Source organism: Methanospirillum lacunae, from assembly GCF_003173355.1.
Lineage (GTDB): Archaea > Halobacteriota > Methanomicrobia > Methanomicrobiales > Methanospirillaceae > Methanospirillum > Methanospirillum lacunae.
In genome coordinates this window covers 1-14,809 of record NZ_QGMY01000003.1, presented here as the reverse complement: position 1 = coordinate 14,809, position 14,809 = coordinate 1, and the positions used below count along the sequence as shown (strand labels likewise).

10 protein-coding genes are annotated in these 14,809 nt (G+C 44.1%); 5 read left to right on the top strand and 5 right to left on the bottom strand.

Annotated features, from left to right (window positions below; all coding sequences use genetic code 11):
- The first annotated feature begins 8 nt into the window (after positions 1-8).
- Entirely contained in the window at positions 9-2,435 is a 2,427-nt protein-coding gene (locus tag DK846_RS04900) for a hybrid sensor histidine kinase/response regulator (protein WP_109967825.1), read from the top strand.
- A 7-nt stretch (positions 2,436-2,442) separates the two neighbouring features.
- The gene (locus DK846_RS04895) at positions 2,443-3,750 is read left to right on the top strand and encodes a hybrid sensor histidine kinase/response regulator (RefSeq protein ID WP_109967824.1); all 1,308 of its coding nucleotides are present in this window, start codon (positions 2,443-2,445) and stop codon (positions 3,748-3,750) included.
- An 83-nt stretch (positions 3,751-3,833) separates the two neighbouring features.
- Here the strand turns inward: DK846_RS04895 and DK846_RS04890 are convergent, their stop codons facing one another.
- Entirely contained in the window at positions 3,834-5,309 is a 1,476-nt protein-coding gene (locus DK846_RS04890; RefSeq protein ID WP_109967823.1) for an RNB domain-containing ribonuclease, read from the bottom strand.
- A 61-nt stretch (positions 5,310-5,370) separates the two neighbouring features.
- Positions 5,371-6,018, bottom strand: coding sequence for an SHOCT domain-containing protein (locus DK846_RS04885; RefSeq protein WP_109967822.1), 648 nt, complete (start codon positions 6,016-6,018; stop codon positions 5,371-5,373).
- A gap of 94 nt (positions 6,019-6,112) precedes the next feature.
- Between DK846_RS04885 and DK846_RS04880 the strand changes: the two genes are divergently transcribed.
- Positions 6,113-7,732, top strand: a complete 1,620-nt coding sequence (locus tag DK846_RS04880; protein ID WP_109967821.1) for a putative manganese-dependent inorganic diphosphatase — start codon at positions 6,113-6,115, stop codon at positions 7,730-7,732.
- 21 nt (positions 7,733-7,753) lie between these two features.
- Here the strand turns inward: DK846_RS04880 and DK846_RS04875 are convergent, their stop codons facing one another.
- The 3 genes from DK846_RS04875 to DK846_RS04865 are packed head-to-tail and all read right to left on the bottom strand — an operon-like array spanning position 7,754 to position 12,490.
- The gene (locus tag DK846_RS04875) at positions 7,754-9,112 is read right to left on the bottom strand and encodes a cobyrinate a,c-diamide synthase (protein ID WP_109967820.1); all 1,359 of its coding nucleotides are present in this window, start codon (positions 9,110-9,112) and stop codon (positions 7,754-7,756) included.
- Between the two features lies 1 nt (position 9,113).
- Positions 9,114-11,618 carry a DNA-directed DNA polymerase gene (locus DK846_RS04870; protein WP_109967819.1) on the bottom strand — a complete coding sequence of 835 codons (2,505 nt, stop codon included), beginning with the start codon at positions 11,616-11,618 and terminating at the stop codon, positions 9,114-9,116.
- Positions 11,618-12,490: a malate dehydrogenase gene (locus DK846_RS04865; protein WP_109967818.1), complete on the bottom strand. Its 873-nt coding sequence runs from the start codon at positions 12,488-12,490 to the stop codon at positions 11,618-11,620. The genes DK846_RS04870 and DK846_RS04865 overlap by 1 nt, the downstream gene beginning before the upstream one ends.
- Before the next feature lie 56 nt (positions 12,491-12,546).
- Between DK846_RS04865 and DK846_RS04860 the strand changes: the two genes are divergently transcribed.
- Together DK846_RS04860 and DK846_RS04855 are read left to right on the top strand one after the other, a co-directional pair.
- Positions 12,547-13,434 (top strand): dihydroorotate dehydrogenase, encoded by an 888-nt coding sequence (locus tag DK846_RS04860; RefSeq protein ID WP_109967817.1) that lies wholly within the window; start codon positions 12,547-12,549, stop codon positions 13,432-13,434.
- On the top strand, positions 13,427-14,185 hold the full coding sequence (locus DK846_RS04855; RefSeq protein ID WP_109967816.1) for a dihydroorotate dehydrogenase electron transfer subunit: 759 nt from the start codon (positions 13,427-13,429) through the stop codon (positions 14,183-14,185). The genes DK846_RS04860 and DK846_RS04855 overlap by 8 nt, the downstream gene beginning before the upstream one ends.
- The last annotated feature ends 624 nt before the right edge of the window (positions 14,186-14,809 follow it).

The following is a 14,809-nucleotide window of genomic DNA, read 5'->3' as shown; positions in this document are numbered from 1 at the left end:
CTGATGCCATGATCAGTTCTGACGAAGAGTTCCATGAGTGGCTGCTTGCCACATTCCGCGAAGAGGCTGATGAGATTCTCACAGATATATCCCAGGGTCTCATCAGTCTTGAAAAGGCAAAAGAAGAAGATCAGGCTGAACTGATTGAACAGGTTTTTAGGAAAACCCACAGTCTGAAAGGAGCCGCTCGTGCAGTAAATCTTAAAGAAATTGAGTCTGTATGTCAGAACATAGAAAATGTTTTTTCAGCACTCAAACGAGAAGAGATCAGTTCAGACTCTGGAGTTTATGATCTGCTCCATCGTTCTATCACAGTCATCTATTCGCTTCTTTCTTCCAACCCTTCGTCAGAATTTATCTCATCCGAGATAGTATGTGCCTTAAGGACGTCCCTGATTGAGAAAAAAAAAGGTGCCGTTTTTGAATCAGATGCCTTTCCAGAAATGATCGGATCAAATATCCCCCCTTCTGGATGCAACAATGTTTTGGATATTTCATCTCCATATAAATCTCACTTTGAACCTACTAAATCAGAATTTTCTGCACCTGAATCCATTGTATCTGGTCAGGAAACAAGACATGAATTACAACCCGGTGGTCGGGGTACACCCGGACATACCCCGGGAACTGATACAGTCAGGATATCGTCGCATAAATTAGATCAGTTAATAGGCGGCTCAGATGATCTTCTTACTACCAGGCTTTTCATTACACAACGCCTTCGGGAACTGGAAGATATGATGAGTACGTTTTCTCTCTGGAAGTGGAACTACTCACAGATTGAAGGGGATCTTCACCAGATTCGCGAGTTTACATACGGTATTCAGAAATCATCTCTTCCACCTGATATTTTACTCCCCCTTGAGAGGTTAATTGATTTTTTTAAATTTGATCATGAGTTTGTGGTTAGTCTCCAGCATGATCTCTCACTCCATATTCGTGCAACCGACATGGATCGATCGGCTCTTGAGGTCAGTACGAGTGAGATATCTGATCTTATTCATGATGCAGTTCTCCTTCCGATATCCACAATCCTCTCTCCATTTCACAAATTTGTTCGTGACTATTCACGTGAATCAGGAAAATTAGTGGACCTGAAGATAGAGGGTGGCGAGATTGAGATGGATCGACGTATTCTTGAATCACTTAAGCCTGCGTTAATGCATCTGATCCACAATTCTATTGATCATGGATTTGAAACTCCTGATGTAAGGCGAGCGAGAGGAAAGCCAGATAATGGTCTTCTTTTGGCCAGGGTGACACCACATTCCGGAAGTAAAGTCAGTATTGAAATAATTGATGATGGAGCCGGTATCGATCGGGAGATGGTTCGCGAGATTGCTGTTGAAAAAGGCGTTATTACCTCAAAACAGGCGCCGCAACTGACCGATGAAGAAGCACTGTGGCTCATCTTCAGATCCGGTCTTTCAACTTGTCGAGAAGTTAGTGAGTTATCAGGCAGAGGGCTTGGTCTGGCTATTGTCGATGATGTGGTGAGCAGGCTAGGGGGAGATGTGATGATCTCATCAGAATCTCTGAAAGGAACCTCAATTACCATAGTTCTGCCTGTACGTATGGCCACTCTTCGGGGTGTCGTGGTAAGAGCAGGAGGCCAGACTTATGTGCTCCCTCTTCAACAGGTTAAACAGGTTATCAGGGCTGATCCATCATTGTTCAAATATCGGGGATCACGACTTGTTGCTCGCATTGATAAGGAAACTGTCAGGGTGGTTCTGCTAACTCAGGCACTTGGAATTCCTGATCCTGGACCGCGACTTACAGGTACCGCTCCAGTTCCGATCGTAACGATGGAATATGGAGGCAGACAGATTGCATGCGTTGTAGATGAGGTGATTCAGGTACAGGAAATTGTAGTTAGACCACTGGGGAGCCTCCTTAAGAGCGTCAAACGAATCACGGGAGCTGTCATACTCGGTGATGGTACAGTGGCAATGGTCCTTGACCCCATTGAACTGATCCAGGAAGCATTCATCTCTGGGCGTCAGGAACGTCCAGTTGGTAAAACTGAACGTGAAGGGAGGAGGATCCTGGTCGTTGAAGATTCTGTCACCTCACGTGCACTTTTAAAGAGAATTCTGGAGATGGCAGGATACCTAGTACAGACGGCATGTGATGGCGTGGATGCATTCGCAAAACTTAAGGAGTATGAGTTTGATATGGTCGTATCTGATGTCGATATGCCCCGGATGAGTGGGTTCACTCTCACCGAAAAAATCCGGACAGACGACCGTTATGCTCGTCTCGGGGTAGTTTTAATCACATCGCTTGATTCTGTTGAGGATCGAGAGCATGGAAGAGCAATTGGTGCAGATGCATATCTGGTGAAGAGTAATTTTGAAAAAGACTCCTTCCTTACTGTCATCAGTGATCTTCTTTCAGGAAAACCATCTTCAGAGATGGAAAAAACTGGTTGAGAGATAAATGGATACATCTGCCATATTGCCAAAGAAGATTCTGATTGTTGAGGATAACAGGACCCAGGCAGAGTATCTCCGCTATATCCTGTCAAAGGAAGGGTATAGTGTATCGCTGGCATCAAACGGTGCAGAGGCCCTTTCTGTGATCTCTGATAATAAGCCGGATCTCATTCTCACAGATGTCCTGATGCCTGAGATGGATGGGTATACGTTCTGCCGGACAATAAAAACTAATCTAAATAATGCAGATATTCCCGTTATTCTTGTAACAAACCTGTATGATCCAATTGATGTAATTAAAGGTCTGGCAGTAGGTGCAGACAACTTTATTATCAAACCGTTTGACCCGTCATCAATTAATGGAAGAATTGTGGGCACGTATCTCACAAGAACTACTCCGGATCCTGGCAATCCGGATTTGTGCCTGGATGTCTCTTTTGCAGGTGAAGTTTTTAAAATAAGCGCTAATCGCAGACAGATTTTGAATATTCTTCTCTCAACATATGAGATAGCTGTCAAGAATTACTCAGAACTACAGGAGACTCATGATAGACTCAATTACCTGAATGAAGAACTTAAAAATACTGTTCAAGAACTGCAGAAGTCAAATACTGATCTAATTTTTGAGAATTCAGAACGTAAGCGGGTTGAAACTGCACTTGCAGGTGCAAACAATAAACTCCAACTCATGGCTACTATTACCCGTCATGATCTTTTAAATCAACTTACTTCACTTCAGGGATATCTTGAGATTGCCTACTCTGATCGTGAGGAAAATCCTGAAAATGCCTGGGCATATATCAAGAAGGCCATGAAGATTGTTGGACAGACTGTAGAGACTGTTCGCTTTACTGATGAGTACCAGCATATCGGGATAAAATCTCCAGTATGGCAGGGCATCAGAAATCTCGTTGAAAATTCACTCAGGCACACTTCATTAAACCAGATACGGTTCGATAATGAAATCCCTTCTGATATCCAGATATATGCAGATCCCCTAATCGAGAAAGTGTTTGCAAATCTGATCCACAACTCGGTAAAATATGGGCTAAAAAACACTTTCATCAGATTTTATGTTGAAAATCGCGAAAATACTTGTTTTCTTATCTGTGATGATGACGGTGTTGGTATTCCTGTTGAAGAAAAAGAGAAGGTATTCACATTTCAGTACGGTAAGAATACCGGACTTGGGCTTTTCCTTTCACGTGAAATTCTCTCTATTACCGGTATAACCATCTGTGAAACCGGCTGTCCCGGAATTGGTGCCAGGTTTGAGATCTGCTGCCCAGCAGATGTCATTAAGATGATATAATGGGAATTATATTCCAATATTACCATTGATTTTCTTTACACTTCTTGAAAACATAAGGATAATATCTGTACCAACTCAATATATCACCTGATTTTTCCGGTACAATCAAAGTCTATGTACCCTTGATAGGGATCAGTTCTGAGAAGACGTACCCTGACTTTCTGTCCAACATAAAGACCCCGACATCCTTGAACAACCCTTCCTTCAACAGGAGGACTCAGTATTCTGACATAGGTACCTTTATCTGAAGCACCAGTCACAAGTCCTTCAAATAACTGCCCGATCCTGTTTTGGAGGAGCACTGCCGCTGCAGCCTTCTGCATGTACCGCTCAACTTTTTTCGATCCCTTTTCGCGACCTGTAAGCCAGGTACTTAACTCTTTCAATTCTGCATTTGTATATGGATTCGTTTTATTATCGAGGACTGATTTGATGATGCGTTGAATGATAAGATCAATATATCTTCGATTTGGTGCAGTTCCATGCGTGTAATCTGTGACCGCAAGTGCAAAATGTCCGACTGGTGGTTCACCCGGGATGAGCGGAACATACTCACCTGGCCCCATGAGTTTTACTATCGTGAGAGAAAGATCTGGAAAACGTTCAGGATCGGCCTTTCTGCGTCTGATCAAAAATTTTGCCAGTGCCCGGGTATCAGGTGCCCGTGGAAGTTTTTCCCTGTATTGAGCAGCTGTCATTCTGATCCCCTCCCAGTTTTTTGGTGTCCGGACAATTCTCTGGATCATTGGCATATTTGCTGAATTCAGAAATGCAACGGTGGTTCCATTCGCTGCTACCATGAATTCTTCTATCAGGCATCTGGCCATATTCTGATCCTGAACAACCAGGTCCAGAACTTTTCCCTGACTTACAATTGCATTAGCTTCAAGAGTACCAAGATCAAGTGCTCCCTGTTCCCGGCGGTGTTGCTTCAATCGCTCCGCCGCAGTATTCTGTAATTCAATTTGTTCTTTAAGTCCTGGTACCGATTGAACAGCCTTGGGAACTCCGGATTTTCCTTCAAGCCAGTCACCAACCTCCTCGTAGATGAGTTTAGCCTTGTTAACTACAACAGCCCGGTAGAGGCCACCTGGCCTGAACGTTCCATCGGTCATGACTGTATACTCTATCACCATCGCAAGATGATCAGGCCCGGGAAGTAGTGATGAAACACCTTTAGAGAGGGGATCCGGAAGCATTGAGAAGGTTTCTATCCCCGTATAAACAGAAGTTCCATTATGTGAAGCATGCCTGTCAATGTGGGTATTTTTTAGAACAAAAAAATCGACATCTGCGATAGCGATTTTAACATGAATCTCACCATTGTTCCCTTTCTCACAGTATTCGATTTGATCGAGATCCATGGAGTCAACATTATCGATTGATGACCAGAGGAGTGCTCTCAAATCACGGGTTTTTATGGGCCAGGGTTCTATCTTTTTTTCTGTAACCTGTTGAACTTCATTAAGTGCTGATTTTGGAAAGACTGGTTCAAATCCGTATTTTACCATCGCGTTGTATGCGATTGTTTTGAGGTCTACCTGATTGTTATTCTGCATGATGTGATTGTTCCTGCATTTATGATCTGATGCTAGCTTTGATCCACCAGTATTTGACTGATTACTTCAACCTGTCCCGGTTCATGATCTCAGTTTTTAGTTTGTTGAATTCTTCTTTTGTGATATGGCCTCGTTCATAAATCAGGATAAGGTTGTCCAGTTCTTTCATCCGGTTTTCCAGTATCTGATCCCTTTTTGTTTTTGTGGGCTCGCCCCCCTTGCTATTATCGTTTTTCTTCTGAACGAGACTCGGCGTTATACATAGAATAAATATACCACCTGCAAGAACCATCCATGCGGTAGGAATCGTAAAACCAGCATTTTGCATCATACCTGATACTATTGGATCCTGGGTTCCTCCCATTGAAGCTGACAACCCTCCCCCGAGTGCCATTTGCATTACATATCCAAGCCGGGTCCCATTTAGGATATCATATCCAGCAGTTACTGCTGCAAGCCCTCCGCATATGTAAAGGAGAAAAAATTTTCTTGTATACGTAATGTAAGCAGAGATTCCTGCAATCAGAAGATATAGTACCCCTGTGCCGGTTGGCCCATTCAGGTACGTAATCTGCCCGAGAAAAGGGACCGGGAAAAAGGTGGTCAGTCCCCCGATAAAAAGACAGAGTGAACCCATATATCCTGCAATAAGGGTGACTCCATCCAGTGCCGAGGATGCAACATCTCCAATATTCACATCATCTGCCATAATTGGTACTCTGGAATTTGGTGACGAGATATATCAATCTGCATGAGACAGACCAATAGTATATGTCTGCACATGCATAACCTGTGGAACAGGTATGCAGACAATATATGTTCTCGGACACCGGCAGCCTGATACCGATAGTATTGCCAGTGCAATCGCTTATGCAAACCTCCTTGGAAAGGTCAAAGAAGGTTCATATGTCGCAGGTCGGTGCGGAGAAATTAATTCAGAGACACAATATGTCCTTAATGAAACGAATCTCCCTTCGCCAACACTTATCGAAAGTGTTGAACCTGTTGTGGGTGATATTCCATTCCTTTATCCTCAACGAGCACCTAATGACATGGCTGCGATAGATGTGGCAGCACTGATGGATGAGCATGATGTCAGAAATATTCCAATTGTTGATTCTGATGATCATCTGCTCGGTCTTGTAAGTGAACATGGTCTTGCCCGTGCATATGTATCACCTCACGCAAGCCAGCCACTTCGTGTTGGTCCTATCAGTACTGAAACATTAGCCCGGATTTTACAGGCAGAGATTGTGCATATTGCCCATTCAAATCTTGATGGGCAGGTTGCTATTGTTATTGATGCCCTGCATGTTTCCCTATCCCGGCTGGGTTCACAAGATGTAGCCATTGTCGGAGACAATGAACCCGCCCAATTAGCGCTGGTTTCAGCTGGCATTGGAGCTATGATCATCGCTGAAGGCGCTCCCGTTGGTGAACGTCTGCATGATGCAGCCAAGTCTCGCAAGGTAACACTCCTTAAAACTGATCTTGATGCCTTCAGTGTCGGCCGGATGATTCACCTTTCTCATCCTGCCACAGCCATCATGGGGACAGATGTAGAAGTTGTCCATATGGATGATTCTCTCTCATCAGCTACGAGGGTTGTTACCAATTCACCATACCGGACAGCCTGCGTGGTTGATGAGAATTATTGTCTACTTGGAATGATCTCTCGAAACTCTTTTGTCGAAGAAATTCACAAATCGGTGATCCTTGTTGATCACAATGAATTTGCCCAGGCAGCTGAAGGGATAGAAGAAGCTGAAGTACTGGAGATCATCGATCACCACCGTCTTGGAACCATCTCAACATTACGTCCGATTCAGTTTAGAAATGAGCCTGTTGGTTCAACCTCAACAATCATTACACTCAGATATATCGAAGAGGGGGTTACACCTTCTAAAGAGATAGCTATGTTACTCCTGGCAGGGGTTCTTTCAGACACGCTTGTGATGAAGATGTCGACAACAACTGCAAGGGACCGTGAGGCAGTTGAATATCTTTCCAGTCTGGCAGGTCGGGATCCTCTGGAGTTCGGGAGTACTCTCATCCAAAAAGGTATGGATCTCGATCAGGTTCCCCTTCATGAGCTTCTTATCAGGGATGTAAAAGAGTATACACTCTATGACAAGAAAGTGATCATCGCACAGATTATGACCGCTTCTGACCAGTATCACTCATCTCATGATGATGAGATCAGAGAAGAACTAATTGCAATAAGAGATAAGACGGGTGCAGATCTTTATATTGTCCTTTTCACTGATGTTATAGGTCAGATCAGTTACCTCTATGCTGCCGGGGATGCAGGATTGATTAATGGAATTGGGTATGAAATACAGCCGGTTGAGCTGCCGGGTGTGATGTCCCGAAAGAAAGATTTTTTCCCTGTATTTGGCCAGAAACTACGTAGCGTTCTTTAATCGCTACCTTTTTCTCAATAATCAGTTTTTCGATTTTTTATTTTCCATGGCTGCCGAGATGAGTGCTTTTGTCATATTATCTGAAAAATATGCATGAGTATATGATCCCATACAGTTTTCAACAAATATCCCGTCATGGCCATCGGAAATTCCTGATCCACGGGAGAGGTGTATTGCATATCTGGCATCCCGATCTGGATCGACCCTTGAATAATGAAATTCATGTCCTCTGATCTCAGTTCCCGCTGGTGCAACAGATGGCCCACCGATAGAATGACCAGTGGTGTACCCAAGAGCCTGAAACCTCTTTTCCATATGTGCTTCTATCGGCAGAATACCCGTCCATTGTACATATCCTGTATCACTGTCTAGTCCCTTACCGAGATACATAAGTCCTCCACATTCTGCGTATATTGGCACACCGTTCTCTCCAGCAGTCCGGATCTGTTCGCGGGCCTGCCCTGATTCAAGGGTTGAGGCATGAAGTTCAGGGTAACCTCCGCCCAAATAGATCATATCTGCAGAAGGAAGATTGTCCACCATCGGGCTGAAAAAAGTCAAATCAGCACCATGTCTGACTAACCTTTCGAGGTTGTCCTGGTAATAAAAACAAAATGCCGGATCTCTGGCTACTGCAATACGAACTTTTTCTGGCTCGCTTCGAATATCCACATTTGTATCTGAAAGGGGAGGAGCAGATCTTGCAATGGTTATCAACCGAGGTATATCGGCGTACTCCTCAAGTATGTTGGCAAGCGCTGCTGGGGCATGAATTTCTTCCCCCATGACAAGTCCGAGATGTCTGCTCCCGATTTCAAGATCTTTCATAACCGGTATATGACCGACCTGATCAACGCTATTACATGCCTGAAGAATGGTCTTGTGCCTGGAACTACCTACCATATTCAGGATCATTCCAGAGATGGAAACATCGGGATCATGTCTGCTAAATCCCTCTGCTATTGCATGTACACTTCCAGACATTCCTTTAACCGGTATGACCAGGATAACAGGCGCTTTGAGTAGACGGGCAACATGAGCAGTACTCCCTTCTGATGATCCATCCAGCCCATCAAACATTCCCATCACTCCTTCGATGACTGCAATGTCTGCTCCCTTACTGGCGTTGATGAAGGTATCTGTAAGAGTCTGCTCACCCATCATTATTGGATCAAGATTGCGGGAAATCCGTCCGCAGATTTGAGTATGATGACTGGGATCGATAAAGTCAGGGCCTACTTTGAAAGGTTGCACAATAAGGCCCCGTTTAACAAGTGCTGCCATTAATCCCCGTGATATTGTTGTCTTTCCACAATCGCTGTGGATACCGGCAACTATTATCCTTGGGATTGAGGTTTTTCCTGAATTATTTTCAGTCATATTAGAAAAAGTCTGAAAGGGTAGTTCTGCTTGGATCCATATCAGACCAACTCCAGCCTATAGGTTCCAGTATACGGGATATTGGTTGTTTTATTGTTTTGTCCAGCATAAGTTCCCTGTCAACCACAAATTCTGTGGGGACCTGATCTCCATATTCAAAGCAGAGTACATCTGTCTTTGGATACTTTCCTTTGACTGTCTTGATATAGAGGCGTTTAGGTTTACTGCCTTTTCCAAAGTTCATACCCAGATATTCGTTGGCATATTTGGCACCCCGAATTTGTGCATCAGCGATGTCATAATCTTCTAGACCCTTACCGATTCCTCCGGGAATTCCGATCTCATCTAGTGGGTATCCTCCTGCCCGGTATTTTTTTATAACATCTCCCAGAAATTGCTTAATTTCTGGCAGTTCTGCACCTTTCAGGATCCGGTTCATCATCTCCTTCATTACTTCCCTGGTGAGGAGAGGAGAGTCTGAACGTTTTGCTTCAAACCCTACCATATCGATCTCATCCACATCTTTTCCTTCTTTCCAGATGAGATTGCCCGCGTAACGTTTTTTCTTCCCTCCCTGAAAGAATCTGCGATATACTTTCTCAAATTTTATTGAAAAAAAGTGATGATCAGCATGGAGAGTATCTCTGGCAAATTTATCATAACTCCCGTTCAGTTCCTTTTCTATGGATCTGGCAATCTGAATTGTCTGTTCAAGATCTCCCTGTGGGAGCTGAACCATACATGAGTCAGTGTCGCCGTAGATGACCGAGTATCCTTTGGATTCTATAATGGATCTGGTATGTTCAATAATTGCTCTGCCTACAGAGGTGACAGCAGCACCGATTTCTCTATCATACAGTCTGAACCGGGAATACCCGCTTACGCCGTAATAGGTGTTCATGATAACCTTGATGACATTCTGCTGCATGTCAAAGAGATGATATTCCTGAGATCCGAATGGGTAGAGGTTCCGTGTATTCTTCTTTTCATCACGCTCTTTAAGCAGTTCGCTGATGATACTCCTCGTCAGGCCATCAGGCTGGCCTTTAAACCTGATGCCGTTAGGAGCAATCAGTTCCCCTTCTGGATCTTTTGTCTCCGGAGAGGCATTGATTGTCATCATCGCCATTGGGTACAGTGATTTCAAATCAAGAACTACGACATTTTCCTTTAGACCGTGGCTTGGATCAAAAACTGTGGCTCCCTCAAATTCATCTCCGGCTGCATATCCTTTTGATGGAAGAACAAATTTTCCGAAAGCTTTGCGTAGAATATAAATGTCAATAACATTTGATGAATTCAGAGTCCGATCCAACGGGCAGCCGACATATCTGGATATTTCCTGATAAAATTCAATAATGCTGTTTTTTTGATTAATTTTAACGCAAAGTTCGACATCTTTGTAGTTATACTCAATCAGCTGGGCAGGGCTGTCTTTCCAGAATGAAGTGGTCATCCCTGGTGAATAGTGGAACGCTTTTACATCGCCAACCTCACGCTCTCCAACTGCATCGAGTCGATAAGAATCGAGCTTCGTGCTCTGCATCTTTTTGTATGCTGCAAGGAGATCAAATTCTATCCGACCTCGAATAGTACTACGTTCAGAAGGACCTTTGAGACGGGCCAGAATATCTGTAGGAAGGTTGAGTTTTTTAATTCGGCCCAGAATAAAAGGAAGGTCGAAATCGATGAAGTTCCATCCGGTGAGTAGATCTGGATTATTTTTGGTAATATACGATGCAAATCCTGCCAGTAACTCTTTTTCTGTTTGATAGATAAGTACTTCATGACAGGATTTGTTGAAGCATCCGCTCTCCAGTGGCCCCGTTGAATTTATGAGGGACGGTGTTATTGTTTTTGACTCGTTTTGCAGGATGAATGTTTTATACACATCGTCAAAAGAGTCCCAGGCAGTGATACAGATGATAGCATCGCGATCAGGGTCCGGAAGTCCGCCTTTGTCATCCTGGCATTCGATATCAAGGATGCAACTTCGGGTTGGAGCCATGATGTTATCCGGAATCACCTCCTGGTATGGTACCTGAAATTGATCTTTTGGGATTTTTACTCCTGCAGTTATTCCCATGTCGATCATAAACCTGGTTGCGAATGGAATATCAGCTTCAAAATGAGTGTAATCAGTTCGCACATCCCTGACATCGGTGGGGCGCTGGGTGTACATCCTGCGAACTTCTTCGCGGTGTATGGACCAGTACGGGGTCTCTTCCACCTTAATAACCTGCATGGGAAGAGGAACTGTTGAAAGTTGTTCTGCCTTTACATAAAGATAGGGTTTAAATCCCGTAATCATAATTTCGCGGGAGGTACCATCTTTTTCTCTTCCGTATAGGTGAATGACTGGTCCATCAGGTCCATTTGAGTACTCGACCTGATTAATCCCTAATAGAGTTTTTCCTGTGTCCTCTGCATCTCCTTGAAAATTCAATTCCGTCTGAATCTTATTCTGGGACAAAGCAGTTTTTGTTGTATTTTTATTTTCGTCCATTATTTATTTCCTTCAAGAGTCCTGCAAAGTCCTGACACAAATGTACCGGCTGCCTGCATGTGAGCATGTTCCCAGGGATCCAGGTCCCATTGTTCAATTTCACAAATCCCCTCCTTTCCAATAATTGCAGGCACACCAAGGCAGCAACCAGATATCCCGTATTCACCTTCCAGAATACAGGAACATGGTATGCATGTTTTATCATCACGGGCGATTATTCGCACGAGTTCTGATATATGCCATGAAGGACCGAATTCCGTCGCTCCTTTTCCCTTGATGATCTCCATGCTGGATCCCCGAAGATCTGAAAGTACTTCATTTCTTTTCGATTCAGGGAGAGAGGGATCAACTCTGCTGAAGATGGGTACCTGGTGTTCTCCATGTTCCCCAAGTATGCATCCAGGTCCCTGTATGTCTAATTGATGAAGTGTATAAGAAAATCTGGCACTGTCTAATTGCCCTCCAAATCCGATAATCCGGTTTTTTGGAATCTGGGTGATAGTATGGAAATACCAGGTGATGATGTCCATCGGGTTAGTCACCACGATTAGAATTCCGGAAAAACCGTTCAGGTATCGGGCGCAACTATCAGCTGCTGGCAGATTTGTATGAAGAAGATCTGCACGCGTTTTTACTGTAGGATTTCGAGGAAGTCCAGCCGTGCAGATGACTATGTCACAATTCCGCATATCTTCGGGATCTGTTGAGATCTCAACATCTCTTCCCGTGTGCAGAATGTCAAGCCTTTGTGCCTCCTGGAGGTCGCGATTCTTATCGTATATTACCATCCGGCTGACCAGGCCACGGGCATTGAGAAGGTTAGCTACTCCTCCTCCGATCGTTCCTGCTCCGAATATGGCGAGGCTTGTCATGCCATACTCATAGGTATGGCGAATACATAACTACCATCATATTGATCTCTCTGATGATGATTCGACTTCAGAGGGGTCCGGTCGAGGTTGGTGGAGTTACACTGAGTAACCATCTCATCCTTGCTGCCGGTGTGCTTGGCACCAGTGGCTCATCTCTTGCGCGTATGCTCCGAGAGGGAGCTGGTGCAGTGGTCTCCAAATCCATCGGGCCTGAACCACGGACAGGACATGCAGGTCCGTGCCTTGTGGTTCTTGAGGATGGTGTCCTTAATGCAATGGGTCTCCCAAATCCGTCACATGAGTTCAAAGAAGAATTAAAACCTCTCGAGGGGGAGCCTGTTATTATCAGTATATTCGGAGGGAACCCGGAAGAGTTCAGCGAAGTTGCATCATGGTTTGCTAATTCTGCAACCGCTTTTGAGCTCAATGTCAGTTGTCCTCATGCATCCGGCTATGGTGCCCAGATAGGGACTAATCCTGACTTGGTTCAGGCTTGTACTTCAGCTGTCGCACGATTCAACAAACCTGTCTGGGTGAAACTTACACCCAATGTGACTGATATCACTCTGATTGGAAAAGCCGCTGAAGATGGGGGTGCGGATGCCCTGGTAGCAATTAATACAGTCAGGGCTATGCGGATTTCTCTTGAGGCTAAACGTCCTGTTCTAGGCAACCGGTTTGGTGGATTATCTGGAAAAGCAATATTTCCTATCGCAATCAGGTGCGTGTATGAGTTGTATGAGTCATGTAATATTCCGGTTATAGGATGTGGGGGCATTTCATCAGCTGATGATGTGGTTGAGATGATGATGGCTGGTGCATCTGCAGTTGAGATTGGGTCTGCATTGCGAGGAAATCCGGGACTATTCAGAGAAATTTCCTCTGCCCTTTATGATGATAATGGATTTTTGCCAAAAGAAATTATCGGGTGTGCACATGAGTGATAATCTTCCCGTCATGGTAAACATAACCAGAATAGTCGAAGAGAGTACATCTGTAAAAACTGTTTTTTTTGATAAGAAATTTGAAGTTAGACCCGGCCAGTTTGTCATGGTCTGGGTTCCCGGGGTTGATGAGATCCCGATGGCACTTTCTGGACCTGATTCAATTACTGTCCAGGAAGTTGGTGATGCTACCATTGCTCTTGGGAATCTGAAACCCGGGGAGTTGATTGGTATACGAGGTCCATTTGGGAATGGATTCTCCCCGAATGGGAATATTCTGGCAATTGCAGGAGGTGTAGGTGCAGCCCCTTTACTGCCTCTGGCACGACAGTACTCAAAAATTACCTTTCTGCTTGGTGCCAGGTCAGCTCCAGATCTTCTATATACCCGCATCCTTTCTGAGTGTACAAATCTTATGATCGCGACTGATGATGGGTCAGTAGGATATCATGGATTTGTTGCAGGTCTTTTGCGCGAAATGGATCTTTCAATATACGATTCTGTATGTGTTTGCGGACCAGAACTTATGATGAAATCAGTCCTTGATGTTCTTGATGCAAAAGGAGCCCTGAAAATGGGACAATTTAGTCTTCACCGATACATGAAATGCGGGGTGGGGTTATGTGGTTCATGTTGTATTGATCCTGAAGGATTATGTGTCTGTAGAGATGGTCCGGTATTTCGTGGTGATATTCTTCAAAAGAGTGAGCTTGGAAGATATCATCGGGATGCATGTGGAAGGAGAAGTTGATCCTCATAATTCTCTGGTATGCGTGATTCAATCCTTTTTTTCCTTTTCTTTGAAACAACCCATTCTACAAGAACTAATACTTTAAATATTATTTATTTCTCAAATAACCACTAGATCCTTAGTATTTGCTCTGTTTTGAATGAGAAACCTTATACGATCCTTGGTGCAACAAAAATATGTAATCCATGTTGTAGGATGTGGTACATCTACATCGCGCTGACACGCTTTGTATGCTGGTACTCCTAACATCAACACTGCCACATTCTGCAGCATGGTCCTATTTTTGTTTCACGATATTCATCAACTTACGACAGAATCTCCATGATGGTTTCAGTTACTGTTGTGTTTGCGTAACTGCGCTTTTTGGTAATGTAAGTAAAAAAGCCAAAGAATTGAGGTTATCTAGTCACTTCTGTATGTCTGTTGATGTGTTATTACTCGGCTTTTTGAGAAACCATTATATGTGCTAGTGATCTACTATTGTATCCCACGCTCACCACGAGCGTGTAACGCGGTTGTTTTGTTGAACTGCGAGGGTAGATGCCTGGAAAGGTATATAATCTTTAATGTTCAACATAAGAGGCCGTTTGATGGGAGCCCGAACTGTGAACAGCGATGTTGCAA